Raw genomic sequence first — 15,576 nt, 5'->3', positions numbered from 1 at the left:
CTGGCACCAATCCTTCATCATCGAGCCTGCGCTAAGCGCGGCTTTAGCGCTGATGGTGCGAGCGCGAAAACAGAGATGAAGGAAGACACTGTGGCGACCATCAACACCTTCCGGAAGACCGGCAACAACGAGTTGGCCGGTCCAATCCGCACGCTCGCCTTCCTCAAGGCACGGCTGGTCCGCATCGAGAACCGTCGGACAAGGGGCCCGGCCTTGCGCCCCTGCCTTTAGCCGTTCAGCGCATCCTTGAGAGCCTTGGCCGGGGCGAACGTCAGTTTCCTCGACGCCGCGATCTTGATCGCCGCGCCAGTCGAGGGATTGCGGCCTTCGCGCTCCGGGGTGTGCTTCACCTTGAACTTGCCGAAGCCCGGCACATTGGTTTCACCGTCGCTCGCTGCTGCATCGGCGATAGACTTGAAGACACCGTCCACGATGGCCTTGGCTTGCGCCTTTGGCAGATTGTACGCCTTGGCGATCTCGTCGGCGATTTCAGCGGCGGTGGTCATGGTGTGACGTTCCTCGGGGATGTCGGTTGCAATTGGCTGCGCGCAGCCTCGGCGCTATCAGCATAGAGGAGCGCGCATCGCAGCCACGTCAAGACGCGGCCTGGCCGCATGCGCGAATTATCCCATAGATTCGGCTTACGTGGGCAGCTTTCGGGAACGGGTCTGGCGCGCAAGCCGGCGATTGGCTGCATTCTTCTGGGTGATGGCCGGAGCGAGCTCGTCATAATTAGCGCGGCTCTTTTGTAGCGCGCCTTTGGCATCGGCGAGTTCGATTCAACGGCCAATCCAAAATGTCTTGCAGTGGCGGACTTTCGAACTCCTTGAAAACGAAAAACCCCGGCATGAAAGCCGGGGCCCCGTGATGCCACGGCGTACATCCGGCCGCGACGATCAGGCGACAGATTGCATTTGGTTCTTAAAGAAAATGTGACCTTTGCGGCCGTCGCTCTTGAATGTCGCGCCAATCAATCGCGATCACACACTGTTCCATCCGCGCGTTCACCCTGTCCGGTATAAGATATCCGTGTCACGAAGGGAATTCGTGAGGTTACGTCGGGCCCGCCACCGACGCCGGTACGGCGTCACGTATGGAATCGTCCAGATGGCGATGCCTTCACCGACCTCGTACACAATATCTGCTGCCGTCTGCACGATTGCCGTCAGCGCCACGGCGTTCATCCGCTTCACCGGCATGACCGCGCCCGACCCAACAGGGCAGATCTTGCCGGGCGGCTGCTAGCGTCACACCAGAAGGGGCTGGGCTGGATCAGGCACCCAGAGTGCTCGCCGTCCTCATCTTTGAAGCTGGACCGAGAGTGGCCCAAGCGTCGAGGCTCGACCGATCATCGCAGAGAGGCAGGTTCGTGGCGGTCATTGTGAGCGGCATCAACCAAACGGCGGCGGATCACAGATACGGCGAACGACTCTCGTGAGCGTGGTGTGTTGCGGAGGCTTGACCGCGGAGCGGAGATTCGCAATCGCCGGGTCAGAGAGCCAATCACCATTGCGTTCGTTGGGCCGGTTTCTCGGCGGGGACTCGCTATCGCCACGTTCTCCTTGATGTCAGCTCTGTCAGGCCGAGCGCACCGAACGGCCTCTTCGATGGATGGATCTGGCCGAAGGACGGCTGAAGCCTCGACCGCCTATGGCGCAACAGCGGCGTCACAACTTTCTTCCCCTGCCGGCTGCGCCGTCATTCCTCGCGCAAGCCAAGAAAGTTCCTCCTCTGCTGTCGAGCCCCTTCGGGGTGCGCCGTCGATCGCCTCCGGCCTTTCGATCACCATCGAGGCCGCAAGGTGCGGGCTCGGAAAACAGAGATCAAGGAGAACTACCATGGCGACCATCGGCACCTTCAAGAAGACCGGCAACAACGAGTTCACCGGCGAAATCGTCACCCTCTCGGTCCAGGCCAGGAACGTCCGCATCGTCCCCGAAGCCAGCCGCTCGGGCGACAACGCCCCCAGCCACCGGATCTATGTCGGCCGTGTGGAGATCGGGGCCGCCTGGTCCAAGCGCTCCAACGAGGGCCGCGACTATCTGGGTCTCAAGCTCGACGATCCGAGCTTCACCGCTCCGATCTTCGCCAACCTCTTCGACGACGAGGACGGTGAGGGCTTCAGCCTGATCTGGTCCCGCCCCAGCCGCCGCAACGGCGACTGACCCGACCCAAGATGCCTCGCCCGGCTGGCCCGGGCGGGGCATCGCTCAGCTCAAGAGCTGGCCGCGCAGAGCTTCCGTCCGTGGCGAGGGAGCAGGTGTGGCCGGCGGAGCAAATTCCGATCAGCGACCGCGGACCTGTCGCGCCCTTGCTCGGCCGTTTTCGATTAGCTTCCAAAACGGTTTCGACGATGTCTTCCCAGTCAGGACAAACTGCAACCAAACGATCCAGCAGCGTGGGATCCCGCTCGATCTGGCCGAGCGCTTGAGCGCGCCATTGGTCGTTGAAGCTGATGCTCATCAGCGCTAGGCATTCGACGACCGAACTGTCAGGCGGCAAGTGTTCCAGGATTGCCGTCACAATGCCGGTCCATTCTTGAAGCAGACGCCACTGCGTAGCGGCGGCCCCGGTCTCCAATTTCTCTTGAAGGAGATCAATCAGCAAGAGGAAGCGAATTCGCCAAGGTTGGGGCCTGAGGTCCTCGACGTAAGCGTCCACGACTTCTTTCAATTACCCACATTTCCAGCCGATGCGATTTCGGCGCCGAGTTCGATATCTGTGAGTCTCGAGAGGCCGCGCCAGATGACAACATTTCCAGGTGGCGGATCGCCGGCCCTGGCCAAGTAGCCACCTAGTCGTGCAAGCTTGGTAAGGTAAAATGCAAGGGTTCCAGGGCGACATCGTCGATGGCTGGCGCCGCTGATGAGTTGATCGAGCAATGCGATCTCGGTGTCCGTCAATGCGAGCTTCGGTGACGCGTCTGGGGCGATGCGATTGAGCATGGTGAGCCAGAGGACGCGCCAGCTGAGAATGCAGAAGACCGCCATTAGATTGGCGAGTCGCTCCGCGGTCCGGAGTTTTGAGTCTTCCGCCTTGCAGCCCGATTTCAGGATTTTGTGGAACACCTCGATTTTCCACCGCATGGCGTACCAGTTGATCTTCTCGATTGCCTCGGAGCGTCCGCGGACGGCTAGGTCCGTGATGAGCTTCCACTCAATCGGTTTACGGCCCTTTGGCGTACCGCGCTCGGTGGCATGGATTATAGTCAGGTCGAGGACTGGATAACGTTTCTGCTTCCCGATGGGAGGCAAGACTGCGATCCGCTTGAATTTGATTTCCAGCGCGGCCTTCGTCGTCTCGCCCTTGTCATTGCGCACGTCGATATAATGCAAGCCTTTGACGCTGGTCTCTTCCATCTCGGTTGCAATCGTATGACCGCCATCGCCCGCCAGCCGATCGACGCAGGCGCGGACAAGGAAGTGAGCGCCAAGCTCTTGCGTCAGGCAATACAGTTCGTAGATGTCGCTTTCACGGTCACCGATATGAATGCAACGCTCCGGCTGTCCGAGCCGCTCGATCGATTGCCTGAGATTGTCGAGCCAGCGAACGCTCTCCTTCTTCTCGATCGGAACGCGGGTCGGGTTGATCTTCTTCTTGAGCTGCGCTGTGCCTTTGAACTTTTTCCGTGTCCAGAACTTCACCGCCGCCAATCCCAGCGGTAGGCCCTCGACAGTCACGGCGAGACTGGAATGCATCAGCATTCCGCAGACCGTGTGATGGCGCCAACGGCCATCCTTGTCCCGGCCGCTGTTGACGCTCTTGGTCAGGCCGATAGCGCTCGTGTTCGCGCGTTGGTAGGAGAATTCCGTCGTGTCCTGAATGAGGAGAATTGGGCCTGTACAATCATCGTAACGCGCGCGCGTGGCGGCGAAGTGGCCGCTGAGGATGTCGGCTTCCTCCACGCGCTCGTTGGCGAAGAAGCGGTAGGCCGCCTTCGTGTTCGCCCAGTCCTGGCACGCGAACGGTATGCTCCCGCCCATGCCGTCACCAATTTGCTTCAACAGCTCGCCAAATCGCTGACCAAGACGGGCATCCTTGAAAGCTGTCTTGTCGATCTCGCGCTCTGTCCAGTGTTCGACGACGCTTTCATCACCATCATCCTGGCGACCATCCGGGCCGGCCGACCAACGAGACGTCGTTCCGCTCGAACACATCAAGGCACCTCGTCGTCGCGATTCAGGTGCTCGACAATGAATCACAAGCGATTCATCCGATTCAAGATTTTTCGATTAGGGCTACTGCAATCGAATCAAGCATTTGTGGGTAATTGAAAGCCACGACTTCGCGGATGTCGGCTGGAAAGTGCTCGTATAAGGTCATGGTGGCTCTCCATCCGTCCAATGCCCTCTAGTTCCTTTGGCTAGCAGGTGCCTTTGCAAGCAGAGCAGATTTGCCCGGAGCCGCCTATCCACTTGTGCGTGACGCAACGCGGAGTTGGTTCTCTACGTGTCAGTGCGACGATGCAGCACAAATACACTCTGTCATCGAGTCCGGTGAGGATGAACCGCCGTTCGTTTAATCAGATCGGTTGCTTCGATGCCTAGCGCCTCCGCGATTCGGCCGAGCACTGTCACGCTGGCCGATACATCGGCCCGTTCAATCGCACCGATGTAACGGACACTCAGTCCGGCGCTATCGGCCAACTCTTCCTGCGTCATCTTCTTCACATGGCGTATCCGACGCAAATTGATCGCCATGATCCCCTTTAGATCCATGGCGACTAGGGAACCGACATCGGAACGATCGTGCCAGGAACGATCGTCCCGATTCGTGCGCCGCCATGTTATTCATTTCTTCTGAGGGTGGGCCTGGTTTACCGCTTCCGGGGAGCCCCGTGATGCGCCCCATGCATCGCGCCGCGACAAAACGTCTCCCGATTCTTTCGCATTCTGCGAAAGTTTCGCAGTACATGGAACTGTGTGCAACGTTGCTTCGGCCGGAGAGGGGATGATCGCAATGGACGGGATTGCATTCCAAGATCAGCCGCCGTTGACCGACCGCGTCAACGCGTATGACGAGGAACATCTTGCAATTTATCTTCGGTTGCTAATGGCTGAAGAAGAGGGCGCCGACTGGCGTGAGGTCGTCCAGGTGATCTTCGGTCTCGACCCTGCTCGAGAACCCGATCGTGCCAAAATTGTCCATGACAGCCACCTCGCTCGCGCCAGATGGATGACGGAGGCAGGTTATCGGTATCTGTTGGAACCGCGGATGCAGTGAGCAGGCCGTCGTGCTCTGTATTACGCAAATTGCGATCACGCGCGATGCAACCTTTGGGTCTAGTTTGCTGGACGGTCTTTCCGGATCGTGGCGTGTCCCTCGTTCGGGACGACAGAACAAGAAACGAGAGGAAACACCATGCCCACCCAGTACTGGCGCTCGCCGGAGACCATCGAACGCCTGAATCGCCTTGAGCGCCCCGGCTTCGCCCTCGAATTCCTCCGCCGCAATGCTGACTACCGCCGCGACTTCGCCCACACGCAGCGCCAGATTGCGCGTGACGGCGGTGATGCCGAGACCCTTCGTGCGACTTTCGCACGGCGATGGAGGTTGCGGTTTCGCACATGACCCCGCCGCTCCTGTTGGTCAAGAACCAACCATCTGGCTGCCCGAGGCATCACCTGGAACTTTGCTCCTGGAGCCCGCGCCGCCGGGCTTCGATGCTCTTCGTTCCATCGACCGCAGTGCTTTTGGGCAGTCGCTCCTCGAGTGGACGGATCCCGACGGTCGCGAACTGGTGATTGCGGACGGATCGGGTGAGCTTCATGTCCGGATGCGTGACGAGCAGGGCGTACGACGTCCCGCCGTGCTTCTGCCTATCGACAGCATGGCGGAGCTGCGGCTCGACGTCGCGTTACACTTCGTCCGCCGGCTTGGCGGCCAGAGTATCGGCCTTCTACCAGCGGCCCTGCAGCTGACGTCCTTTCAGAGACGGCGATTGATTCAGCTCCTTCACGCCTTCGACGTTCACGACCTGGGCGGCGGTCCGCGAGACGTGGCAGCGAAGGTGCTCGCCTCCGACCACGCCCAGCGTCGTTCGGTCGAGTGGAAGGATTCGCATGCCCGACGTAAGGCGAACCGGCTCATTCACGATTCGATCGCCCTGGTCGAACGGGGCTATCTGAAACTCCTGCGCGGCCTCTGACCGGCCCTTCGATCCCTCCAAGCTATCCGCCATGACGACGTTAGCCTGCGCCCCGCTGGTAGCGCCCGGGTTCGGCTGGTCGCGAACGGGGGACACGCATGTTCAAAAACTTTCGTCCACCCCCAACGCCCGAATTCTCCGCCATTTTGGCCCCGACACGCCGCGCCTTGGCTGCGGCGCTTTCAGGCAAGACGGAGATCTCCCATGCTCGACAGGCCCGCGCAGCTTTCCACGCGCTACGTGCGCACCCCCGAGGCCGCGCGCCTTCTCGGAATCTCGCCACGCACGCTCGAGAAATATCGTTGCCATGGCAATGGCCCGACCTTTCGCAAGCTCGGCGGTCGCGTTGTCTACGCCATCGGCGATCTCGAAGCCTGGGCCGATCGGGCCGCCTGCAGCTCAACGTCGGATCCGCGCTACGTGGAGGCCCGCGCCGCTAGCCACGCGCATCGCTAAAGCAAGGCCCGCCATGTCGTCGCGTCGCCTCATCACTCCCAGCGAGCGAAGCAAGCTCGACCCGTTCGTTGTCGCCACCGGCGACGCCAGCCCGCGCGACCAGCGAGACCTGATGGAGCGGCCATTCTTCTCGCTTGCCAAGGCCAAGCGGACGGCGCCGATCGTCTACCAGGCCGGCGACGTGCGCGTCGAGGTCTATGCAGTCCCAGAGCACGGTATGGCGACCATTTGGGATGCCGACGTGCTGATTTGGGCGGCAAGCCAGATTGTCGAGGCCGAGAACCTTGGTCTGAAAACCTCGCGTTTCCTGCGCTTCACGCCCTACCAGCTTCTGACCGCAGTCGGCCGGCGGACCGGGGCCCGCGACTACAAGCTCCTGAAGGGCGCGCTGGCCCGCCTGCAGGCGACCGTTATCCGCACCAGCATCCGGCAGGACGAGCATTGGCGGCGCCACCAATTCTCCTGGATCAACGAATGGGAAGAATGCGCGCGGCGCGATGGCCGCGTGCAAGGGATGGAATTTGTTCTTCCCGACTGGTTCTATCGCGGCGTCATCGATCGCTCACTCGTTCTCACGATCGATCCCGCTTACTTCAGCCTGACTGGCGGGATTGAGCGTTGGCTTTACCGCGTCGCGCGCAAGCATGCCGGCCGACAGCCGAAAGGCTGGATCTTCGAGATCGCACACCTTCACGCGAAATCCGGCAGCCTGGTGCGTGTCTCTGATTTCGCGCTGCAGATCCGGCGCCTCGCGGTACGCCAGCCGCTTCCCGGCTACCAGTTGCACATCGAACGCGAGGCGCGCCGCGAACTGCTCCGCATTGTGCCATCGAAATTATCCACAATCCCTGTGGACAGTGCTGTGGAAGCACTCGGGACTCCGCACGCAAACCGTATCGGTATTTCGCACGCAGCCCTATCGGGACTTCGCACGCATGACTCTTATTTAGAGTCTAACTTAGAGTCTAACTTAGACTCTAACTGTTGTAGTGGGCCCGTGCGTCTTGCGGATAACGCCGACGCGTCGTCGTTCGCTGACCCGCCGTCGACCGCGCTCCCAAGTCAACCATCTCTGCCCCTTCTCGACGACAAGGCGGGAGGCAGGAGATGATCGTCGCGCTCCTTAACCAGAAAGGCGGTGTCGGCAGGACGACGCTCGCTCTTCACCTCGCCGGTGAATGGGCGCTGCGCGGCAAGCGGGTGACCCTGATCGATGCCGATCCGCAGAGCTCGGCATTGGACTGGTCGAAGCAGCGGGCGCGGGAAAACGTCGCACGGTTATTCGGCGTCGTTGGCCTCACGCGCGATACGCTCCACCGCGACGCGCCGGAGATCGCACGCACCGCCGACCACGTCGTCATTGACGGCCCGCCGCGCGCTGCCGGTTTGACGCGTTCGGCGCTGCTGGCGGCTGACCTGGTGGTGATCCCCGTGCAGCCGTCGCCGCTCGACGGCTGGGCCTCGGCGGAGATGTTGTCTCTGCTGCGCGAGGCCCGCATCTATCGTCCACAGCTTGCCGCGCGCTTTGTGCTCAACCGCTGCGACGCACGCACGGTCATCGCCCGCGAAACAACCGAGGCGCTTGCCGATCATGATCCGCCGGTGCTCGTCAGCGCCATTGGCCAACGCGTCGTCTTCGCGGATGCCGCGCAGTCCGGCCGACTCGTCTTCGAGCTTGCCGAAGGGAGCGCTGCCGCCCGCGAGACCGCCGCGTTCGCCGCTGAAGTCGCGAGGATCGCACCATGAGAGAGCGCTCCACCAAGCGCGGTTTTGCGACGCGACCTGGCGATGTGGAGCGCTGGATCAAGGCCAGCGATACGCCGCAGCGTTGCATGGATGATGCCGCGGCCTTCACCGCGAGGCTGACAATCGATGTCACGCCGACGCTGCGCGGCCGCATCAAGATCGTCGCGTTCAAGCGTCGCGTGACCGTCGCCGACATGCTGCGCGAATTGCTGGCGCGAGAATTCCCCACTGATGCCGGAGAGCTGTCATGAACGACGATGAGGCCTTACCGCCGCGTGCTGTGTCGTCCTCGCATCGGCGCGGCGTTGCGCTCACTCAAGTCGAACTAACCTGGATCGAGAAGAGGATCGAGCATTGGCTGCGCTTCGGCCGGCGCACTGAAGAGAAGATCCTCGACCGTCGCCGCAGCATATCAAGTTTTGCACCCGGCAGCATCTTCGGCTTCGTGCGCTGGGCATCGAACGACTACGGCACTGTCATCTCACGCATGGATATCGTGCGCGCGATGGAGGTCGGTAGACCCAATCAGACGCTGCCTTTCGTGCGGCCCGGCGGCGAGATCCTGCTGCGTGTCGACAGCTGGCCGAAAGTCGAGCGTGTGCTACAGGCGGTCGACGCCATCGAGGCGCTCAACATCGATCCGGCCGACGTCGCGCCGGAATACTGGCGACATCTCCACAACCGCCTCACCGCCGGCCACGAGCCGCGCGCCTACACGCGCGAGCAGCATATGGCCTGGCTCAAACGCTGGAGCGTCACGCCATGACCCCCTTCGGCTACGTCATGGTGACGTACATCGCGATGCTGGCCGCCAGCTGCCTGGCGTTGTTTCATCCCGCGCCGCGGCTGATCTGGAACGCCACCGCGAGCACGCCGACAGGGTTTTACGCGCTGCATCCGGTTGGAGAGCTGCACGCCCTGGAGCTGGTCGTGGTGCGGCTACCGGCGCCGATCGCGAGCTTCCTCGATGATCGCGGCTTTCTTCCGAACGGTGTGCCGCTGCTGAAGCACGTGATGGCGCTGCCCGGGCAGACCGTGTGCCGGTCCGACGACGCCATCACGGTGGATGCTGTCGATGTCGGCGCCGCACACAATAGCGACCATCTCGGCCGTCCGCTGCCGCGTTGGAGCGGTTGCCACACCCTCGAGCCGGGCGAGGTCTTCCTCATGAACCCGACCGTCCCGGACAGCCTGGACGGACGCTATTTCGGCCCGCTCCCCGTCACTTCGATCGTCGCGCGCGCGGTCCCGCTTTGGACCGACGAGGCCGGCGACGGCCGTTTCGTCTGGCGCGCCGCCACCCATTGACCCGCTTCCCAACCCAGCAACCAAGGAGGATTCCCATGGCTCAAATCGGTCAGTTCACCCGCGATAAGTCTACCTTCACCGGCCGCATTCAAACGCTTTTCTTCGAGCGCCATCTCATCCTCACCCCAGTCGAATCCTCGGATGCCGAGAATGCGCCGGACTACCGCATCCGCCTCGGCGATGCCGACGGTCCGGAGATTGGCGCGGGCTGGAAGCGCACCGGAGAGAAGGCCGGCGATTACGTTTCGCTCATCATCGACGACCCGACGCTTCCGCGGCCGATCCGCGCCAATCTCTTCCAGTCGGGCGATGACAAATCGGTCTGGACGCTGAACTGGAATCGTCTGCCCCAGCGCGCCGAACGGGACTGATCGCATGCAGGATCCTGTCGCGCGTGCCGGCAACCAGGCGCATCAACGGTCCACCTCTTTGTTCGGAGGAAAGCCGTCTCACCCCTTCGTCCCGCTCGAACGCCAGTCGGCCTCCGTGCAGACCAGCGGTCGAGGGCGGGGCCGCCCGCCGCGCATACCCTTGCCGGACGAGAGCATGACGGGTTGCTCGCGTCATGGTGGAGACGCGGCGGGCCTTGCCATTCTCCTGATAACCGTTCTGCTGATGATTGGCGGCACGATGCCGGCAGTGTCCGCAGAGAGAGCGCCGGCGCGCGGTCAACCTGCGAGCGACCGCTATGTCACTTATGTGGCGGAAGCCGCGCTGCGCTTTGGCATTCCGACTGCATGGATTTGCGCCGTTATGCGCATCGAGAGCAATGGCGATCGGCGTGCCGTCTCACCTAAAGGCGCAATCGGTCTGATGCAACTTATGCCCAAGACCTGGGCGGACATGCGCGCTCGCTATGGTCTCGGACGCGATCCCTTCGATCCGCATGACAACATCTTGGCTGGCGCCGCATTCCTTCGTGAACTGCACGACCGCTACGGCTCGCCGGGCTTCCTCGCGGCCTACAATGCGGGTCCTGGCCGCTACGAGGATTACCGCGACAGACATCGTCCGCTGCCGGCGGAGACGAAGGCCTATGTCGCGGCCATCGCCCCTTTTGTCGATGCGGAGGGGACGCCAGAGCCTCTCCTCCTGGCGGCCTCCTATCGTTCATCCTGGACACGGGCGCCGCTCTTCTTCGCCCGCGCTGACGTTCCGCCTGCTGCCGCGTCACCGACGCCCGATGGACCGCCGCACGGCATGCCGACTGCAGTTCCAGTGCGCGATCTCTCGGCCATCGCGCCGCAGTCGGAGGGCCTGTTCGTCGCGCTCTCGACACCGGGACGATCGCAATGAATGCGCGGCGTCGCCAACATCATGATGCCGATCGACACGCGCCCGTAAGCACCCACGCTGCGGACACCGGGACCGTTGTCGTGCAAAGGCGGCTAGCCACGGCCATCCGTTGCCAATTCGTCCTTCGGCGTGTTTCAGGGAACATCGGCGAACAGGAAGGAGCAGGCGAGGGAGAGGAGCAGGCAACGACCGAACGAGGGCGAGATAAAAGGCCGCAATGTGCGGCTCGGTCGGTCGGTTGTTTGTGCTTCCATTTTTCCTCGGGTCCGCAACGTGCGGCTTCGGCGCGCAATGTGCGCCTCACCATCAACTCATTGCACGGATTCTGCTTCTTGCACATTACCGAGGTAGCCAATGGCTGAAGAGAATGACTTTCAGCCTCGGCCTGGCCGCATCCGCTCTTCGCGCGCCCAGCGGGCAAAACCCTTTATCGCCCAAGCGCTCGCTGCCGCTCAGCGCGCCGGTGGCGGCATTTCACGAGCCGGCCATCTCGTGAGCCACCGTCATTCGCGCTTCGGCCGCGGCCGCCTCGCCAGTGTGCGGGCAAACCGCCTGCTTACCGGCCGCTCGCGTCTGGTGACGATCAAGACCCGGGTTGTCAGGCATAGGGCGAGATCAGCGCCGCTCACCGCGCACCTCGGCTATCTCCGGCGCGAGGGCGTCACCCGGGACGGGGAGAAGGCCCACCTGTTCGGCCCGGACACAGAGGATGCCGATCCCAAGGCCTTCGCTGAGCGGTGTCAGAATGACCGCCACCATTTCCGTTTCATCGTCTCGCCCGAAGACGCGCCGGAGATGACTGACCTCAAAGGTTTCGCCCGCGAGTTGGTCGGCCAGATGGAAAAGGATCTTGGCACCAGGCTCGACTGGCTGGGCGTCGATCACTGGAACACCCAGCACCCGCACGTCCACATCATCGTGCGCGGCGTCGCCGAAGACGGCCAGGACCTCGTCATCTCCCGCGACTACATCAAAGAGGGGATGCGCGCTCGCGCCCAGGACCTGGTCACGCACGAACTTGGACTGCGCTCCGATCTCGACATCCGCCGCTCGCTCGAGCGCCAGGTCGAAGCCGAACGCTGGACACAGCTCGACCGCCAGCTTGTTCGCGACGCTGACCGGCATGGCGTCATCGACCTTGCGCCCAATCCGGCCGAGCCGCCTGATCAGTTCCATGCGTTGAAGGTCGGCCGGCTGCGCCGCTTGGAGAGCCTTGGCCTCGCTCATCAATTTGGGCCAGGCCAATGGGGCATGGACGAGACCGCCGAGACGACGTTGCGCGCACTCGGCGAGCGCGGCGACATCATCAAACGCATCCACCGCAGCCTGACCGAACGCGGCATCGAGCGCGGGACGGCGAGCTACGTGCTGGCAGGCGAAAGCCTCGACGTCCCCCTTATCGGACGCCTCGTCGATCGTGGTCTTGACGACGAACTCAAGGGGACCGCCTATGCCGTAGTCGACGGCGTCGACGGCCGCACCCATCACATCCGGTTGTCCGACCTCGATGCCGCTGACGACAGCGCACCCGGCTCGATCGTCGAGCTGCGCAAATTCGAAGACGCGAGAGGGCAGCGTCGCGTGGCGCTTGCCGTCCGTTCCGATCTCTCGATCGAAGCGCAGGTGACGGCGAGCGGCGCGACATGGCTCGACCGCCAGGCCGTTGCACGCGACCCTGTGGCGCTCGGCCAGGCCGGCTTCGGCGCCGAGGTCCGCGACGCCATGCAACGGCGGGCCGAGCAGCTTATCGAGCAGGGTCTCGCCGAACGCCAGGCGCGTGGACTGGTGTTTGCGAAGAACCTCATCGGCACGCTGCGCCATCTTGAGATCCAAGCTCTCGGTAACCGGCTCGCTGCCGAGACCGGCCAACCGTTCAACCCGTCGGCCGCCGGCGAATATGTCACCGGCACCTATCGGCAGCGCTTCGCGCTTGCCTCCGGCCGCTTCGCGATGCTCGACGACGGTCTGGGCTTCCAGCTTGTGCCTTGGACGCCCTCGCTCGACAAGCAGCTCGGCCGGCATGTCTCCGGCATCGCTCGCGCCGACGGCGGCATCAATTGGGATTTCGGGCGGAACCGGGGGCTCGGCCTGTGAGCGATCCTTCCAATCACCGACGTCAGGAAAGCACTGCCGCCATGTCCGCGACCAAGATTCTCTGGGGGCAGGTCATCACTGTCTTCGCGATCGTCCTGCTGACGATTTGGTCTGCGACGGAATGGACCGCCTGGCGGCTCGGCTTCCAGCCGCAGCTCGGGCAGCCCTGGTTCGAACTGCTCCATTTTCCGTTCTATCTCCCGCCGGCCTTCTTCTGGTGGTGGTATGCCTACGATGCCTACGCACCCTCAATCTTCATCGAGGGCGGCTACATCGCCGCATCCGGCGGCATCATCGCGGCCGCCGCTGCGATTGGCATGTCGGTCTGGCGCGCTCGTGAAGCGAAGAACGCTGAGACCTACGGTTCTGCGCGCTGGGCTGAGGCAAAGGAGATCGAGCAGGCCGGATTGCTTGGACCTGACGGCGTCGTGCTCGGCCGGTTCGAGCAGACCTATCTTCGCCATGATGGGCCGGAGCATGTCCTGTGCTTCGCGCCAACCCGGAGCGGGAAGGGCGTCGGCCTCGTCATTCCTTCGCTGCTGACTTGGCCGGGCTCGGCGATCGTCCACGATATCAAGGGAGAGAATTGGCAGCTCACCGCCGGCTTCCGCACTCGGCATGGCCGCGCGCTTCTGTTCGATCCCACCAACGCGAAATCGTCGGCCTACAATCCGCTGCTGGAGGTCCGCCGCGGCGAGTGGGAGGTTCGCGACGTCCAGAATATCGCCGACATCCTGGTCGACCCGGAGGGCAGCCTCGAGAAGCGGAACCACTGGGAGAAAACCAGTCACGCGCTCCTGGTCGGCGCGATTCTCCACGTCCTCTATGCCGAGGAAGACAAGACGCTCGCTGGCGTTGCTGCGTTCCTGTCCGATCCCAAGCGGCCGATCGAGACGACGCTTGCCGCGATGATGCGGACGGCGCATCTCGGCGAGGCCGGCGTCCATCCAGTGGTCGCTTCCGCTGCGCGAGAACTGCTGAACAAATCCAGCAACGAACGCTCCGGCGTCCTGAGTACCGCCATGTCGTTCCTGGGTCTCTACCGAGATCCGGTGGTGGCGCAGGTCACCCGGCGCTGCGACTGGCGGATCACCGACATCGTCGGCGGAGAGCGAGCGACCACGCTTTACCTCGTCGTGCCGCCCTCAGACATCAACCGCACCAAGCCGCTGATCCGCCTAATCCTCAACCAGATCGGCCGCCGCTTGACCGAGGATCTCCAGGCCAAGGCCAGCCGGCGCCGGCTCCTCCTGATGCTCGACGAATTCCCGGCGCTCGGCCGGCTCGACTTCTTCGAGTCCGCGCTGGCCTTCATGGCGGGTTACGGCATCAAGAGCTTTCTGATCGCCCAATCGCTGAACCAGATCGAGAAAGCCTATGGGCCCAACAACTCTATCCTCGACAACTGTCACGTTCGGGTCAGCTTCGCGACCAATGACGAGCGGACCGCGAAGCGGGTGAGCGATGCCCTCGGCACGGCGACCGAGATGAAGGCGATGAAGAACTATGCCGGCAGCCGGCTCGCGCCTTGGCTGGGTCACCTGATGGTGTCGCGGTCGGAGACCGCCCGCCCGCTGCTCACCCCAGGCGAGATGATGCAGCTCCCGCCATCCGATGAGATCGTCATGATGTCGGGTCTCCGTCCGATTCGGGCCAAGAAGGCGCGCTATTACGAGGACGCGCGCTTCCAGGAGCGCATCATAGCGCCGCCGACGCTGACCAAACCCAATGGCGGCCGGCTGGACGATTGGAGTTCACGGCCGCTGCCGCCGCGCCCATCGGCATTGCAGGCGCCGACTGACGGCCAGACGGATGACGAAGATCCAAAGACCGCCGATCGCCGGCGGCAGCCGGAACTCGATCGAGACACGGTGGAGAATAAGGAACCACTCGAGAACGAGTTCGCTTCGGACCTCGTCGATGAGCTCGATGAAGATGTCCCGCGAATCAGGCGCATGAACGACATGATGCAGGGCGTCGCTCGCCAAGCGTCGCTCGATCCCGGCGACGATCTCGGATTGTGAGGCAGGCATGACCGCCCCAAAGAAGAAAGCCCAGATGTCAGTTTATCTCGACCCTGACGTCATGACCTCGCTGTCTGCTTACGCCGCCCGGCGCGAGCAGCCGCTTTCGCTCATCGCCGAAGCCGCCATTGCATCCTTTCTGTCGCCGGACGCCGATGAGCGGCGTGAAGCCGCCATCGCCAAGCGCCTAGACCAAATCGATCGCCGGATCGCGCGCCTTGAGCGGGACGTCGGGATTTCAGTCGAGACCATCGCTCTCTTCATCCGCTTCTGGCTCACGACGACACCGCCGCTCCCCGAACCAGCCTCCAAGGCCGCGAGGGCACAGGCCGGAGCGCGTTATGATAACTTCGTCGCGACGCTGGGCCGGCGACTAAGCCACGGGCCACAGCTGAGGCAGGAGATCCCGGGTGACGTGGATAGCGTTCAGTCTTATTCCCGCCCAGAACCAGCGGGGTCCGAAGGTAATTAGGGAACCGCAACAGTCGCCAGCCCCGCTCCGGC

General features: G+C 63.0%; 20 protein-coding genes. 16 read left to right on the top strand and 4 right to left on the bottom strand.

Annotated features, from left to right (window positions below; translation table 11 throughout):
• Positions 1 to 75 precede the first annotated feature (75 nt).
• The gene (locus tag XI02_RS45875) at positions 76 to 231 is read left to right on the top strand and encodes a hypothetical protein (RefSeq protein WP_210291445.1); all 156 of its coding nucleotides are present in this window, start codon (positions 76 to 78) and stop codon (positions 229 to 231) included.
• Here the strand turns inward: XI02_RS45875 and XI02_RS40295 are convergent.
• Positions 228 to 506: an HU family DNA-binding protein gene (locus XI02_RS40295; protein WP_028343834.1), complete on the bottom strand. Its 279-nt coding sequence runs from the start codon at positions 504 to 506 to the stop codon at positions 228 to 230. The two genes, XI02_RS45875 and XI02_RS40295, sit on opposite strands and share 4 nt — an antisense overlap.
• A 1,332-nt stretch (positions 507 to 1,838) precedes the next feature.
• Here XI02_RS40295 and XI02_RS40290 point away from each other — a divergent pair.
• Positions 1,839 to 2,165, top strand: a complete 327-nt coding sequence (locus XI02_RS40290) for a DUF736 domain-containing protein (RefSeq protein ID WP_028343836.1) — start codon at positions 1,839 to 1,841, stop codon at positions 2,163 to 2,165.
• On the opposite strand, the gene XI02_RS40285 is transcribed toward XI02_RS40290, so the two are convergent.
• The 3 genes from XI02_RS40285 to XI02_RS40275 form a co-directional block, all read right to left on the bottom strand.
• Positions 2,122 to 2,673 carry a hypothetical protein gene (locus XI02_RS40285; RefSeq protein WP_245163913.1) on the bottom strand — a complete coding sequence of 184 codons (552 nt, stop codon included), beginning with the start codon at positions 2,671 to 2,673 and terminating at the stop codon, positions 2,122 to 2,124. The genes XI02_RS40290 and XI02_RS40285 overlap by 44 nt on opposite strands.
• A complete protein-coding gene (locus tag XI02_RS40280; protein WP_080686930.1) occupies positions 2,670 to 4,157 on the bottom strand; it encodes an IS4 family transposase in 1,488 nt (495 codons plus the stop codon). Before XI02_RS40280 ends, XI02_RS40285 begins: the two co-directional genes overlap by 4 nt.
• Before the next feature lie 327 nt (positions 4,158 to 4,484).
• On the bottom strand, positions 4,485 to 4,718 hold the full coding sequence (locus XI02_RS40275) for a helix-turn-helix domain-containing protein (protein WP_028343837.1): 234 nt from the start codon (positions 4,716 to 4,718) through the stop codon (positions 4,485 to 4,487).
• Positions 4,719 to 4,959: 241 nt separating this feature from the next.
• On the opposite strand from XI02_RS40275, the gene XI02_RS40270 reads away from it, so the two are divergent.
• The 14 genes from XI02_RS40270 to XI02_RS40205 all read left to right on the top strand — a co-directional run bounded on the left by XI02_RS40270 (position 4,960) and on the right by XI02_RS40205 (position 15,544).
• A complete protein-coding gene (locus tag XI02_RS40270) occupies positions 4,960 to 5,223 on the top strand; it encodes a DNA -binding domain-containing protein (RefSeq protein ID WP_028343838.1) in 264 nt (87 codons plus the stop codon).
• 138 nt (positions 5,224 to 5,361) lie between these two features.
• Positions 5,362 to 5,571, top strand: a complete 210-nt coding sequence (locus XI02_RS40265; protein WP_028343839.1) for a transcriptional regulator domain-containing protein — start codon at positions 5,362 to 5,364, stop codon at positions 5,569 to 5,571.
• Positions 5,528 to 6,148: a DUF2285 domain-containing protein gene (locus XI02_RS40260; protein ID WP_244980934.1), complete on the top strand. Its 621-nt coding sequence runs from the start codon at positions 5,528 to 5,530 to the stop codon at positions 6,146 to 6,148. The genes XI02_RS40265 and XI02_RS40260 overlap by 44 nt, the downstream gene beginning before the upstream one ends.
• A 204-nt stretch (positions 6,149 to 6,352) precedes the next feature.
• On the top strand, positions 6,353 to 6,604 hold the full coding sequence (locus XI02_RS40255; protein ID WP_028343841.1) for an AlpA family transcriptional regulator: 252 nt from the start codon (positions 6,353 to 6,355) through the stop codon (positions 6,602 to 6,604).
• A gap of 13 nt (positions 6,605 to 6,617) precedes the next feature.
• Positions 6,618 to 7,715 (top strand): replication initiator protein A, encoded by a 1,098-nt coding sequence (locus tag XI02_RS40250; protein WP_028343842.1) that lies wholly within the window; start codon positions 6,618 to 6,620, stop codon positions 7,713 to 7,715.
• On the top strand, positions 7,712 to 8,350 hold the full coding sequence (gene parA, locus XI02_RS40245; protein WP_028343843.1) for a ParA family partition ATPase: 639 nt from the start codon (positions 7,712 to 7,714) through the stop codon (positions 8,348 to 8,350). Before XI02_RS40250 ends, parA begins: the two co-directional genes overlap by 4 nt.
• Positions 8,347 to 8,601 (top strand): hypothetical protein, encoded by a 255-nt coding sequence (locus tag XI02_RS40240; RefSeq protein WP_028343844.1) that lies wholly within the window; start codon positions 8,347 to 8,349, stop codon positions 8,599 to 8,601. Before parA ends, XI02_RS40240 begins: the two co-directional genes overlap by 4 nt.
• A complete protein-coding gene (locus tag XI02_RS40235; protein ID WP_028343845.1) occupies positions 8,598 to 9,116 on the top strand; it encodes a DUF2840 domain-containing protein in 519 nt (172 codons plus the stop codon). Before XI02_RS40240 ends, XI02_RS40235 begins: the two co-directional genes overlap by 4 nt.
• Positions 9,113 to 9,658: a S26 family signal peptidase gene (locus XI02_RS40230; RefSeq protein WP_028343846.1), complete on the top strand. Its 546-nt coding sequence runs from the start codon at positions 9,113 to 9,115 to the stop codon at positions 9,656 to 9,658. The genes XI02_RS40235 and XI02_RS40230 overlap by 4 nt, the downstream gene beginning before the upstream one ends.
• A 35-nt stretch (positions 9,659 to 9,693) precedes the next feature.
• Positions 9,694 to 10,029: a DUF736 domain-containing protein gene (locus XI02_RS40225; RefSeq protein WP_028343847.1), complete on the top strand. Its 336-nt coding sequence runs from the start codon at positions 9,694 to 9,696 to the stop codon at positions 10,027 to 10,029.
• 4 nt (positions 10,030 to 10,033) lie between these two features.
• Positions 10,034 to 10,954: a lytic transglycosylase domain-containing protein gene (locus XI02_RS40220; RefSeq protein ID WP_244980935.1), complete on the top strand. Its 921-nt coding sequence runs from the start codon at positions 10,034 to 10,036 to the stop codon at positions 10,952 to 10,954.
• Positions 10,955 to 11,308: 354 nt separating this feature from the next.
• The gene (locus XI02_RS40215) at positions 11,309 to 13,048 is read left to right on the top strand and encodes a VirD2 family relaxase/mobilization nuclease (protein WP_028343849.1); all 1,740 of its coding nucleotides are present in this window, start codon (positions 11,309 to 11,311) and stop codon (positions 13,046 to 13,048) included.
• 41 nt (positions 13,049 to 13,089) lie between these two features.
• Positions 13,090 to 15,072: a conjugal transfer protein TraG gene (locus XI02_RS40210; RefSeq protein WP_028343850.1), complete on the top strand. Its 1,983-nt coding sequence runs from the start codon at positions 13,090 to 13,092 to the stop codon at positions 15,070 to 15,072.
• A 7-nt stretch (positions 15,073 to 15,079) separates the two neighbouring features.
• A complete protein-coding gene (locus XI02_RS40205; RefSeq protein ID WP_028343851.1) occupies positions 15,080 to 15,544 on the top strand; it encodes a hypothetical protein in 465 nt (154 codons plus the stop codon).
• Positions 15,545 to 15,576 lie beyond the last annotated feature (32 nt).

The sequence above is a fragment of the Bradyrhizobium sp. CCBAU 21365 genome, assembly GCF_015291305.1.
In the GTDB taxonomy this organism is placed as follows: domain Bacteria; phylum Pseudomonadota; class Alphaproteobacteria; order Rhizobiales; family Xanthobacteraceae; genus Bradyrhizobium; species Bradyrhizobium elkanii.
This window is presented reverse-complemented; position numbering and strand designations above follow the sequence as displayed.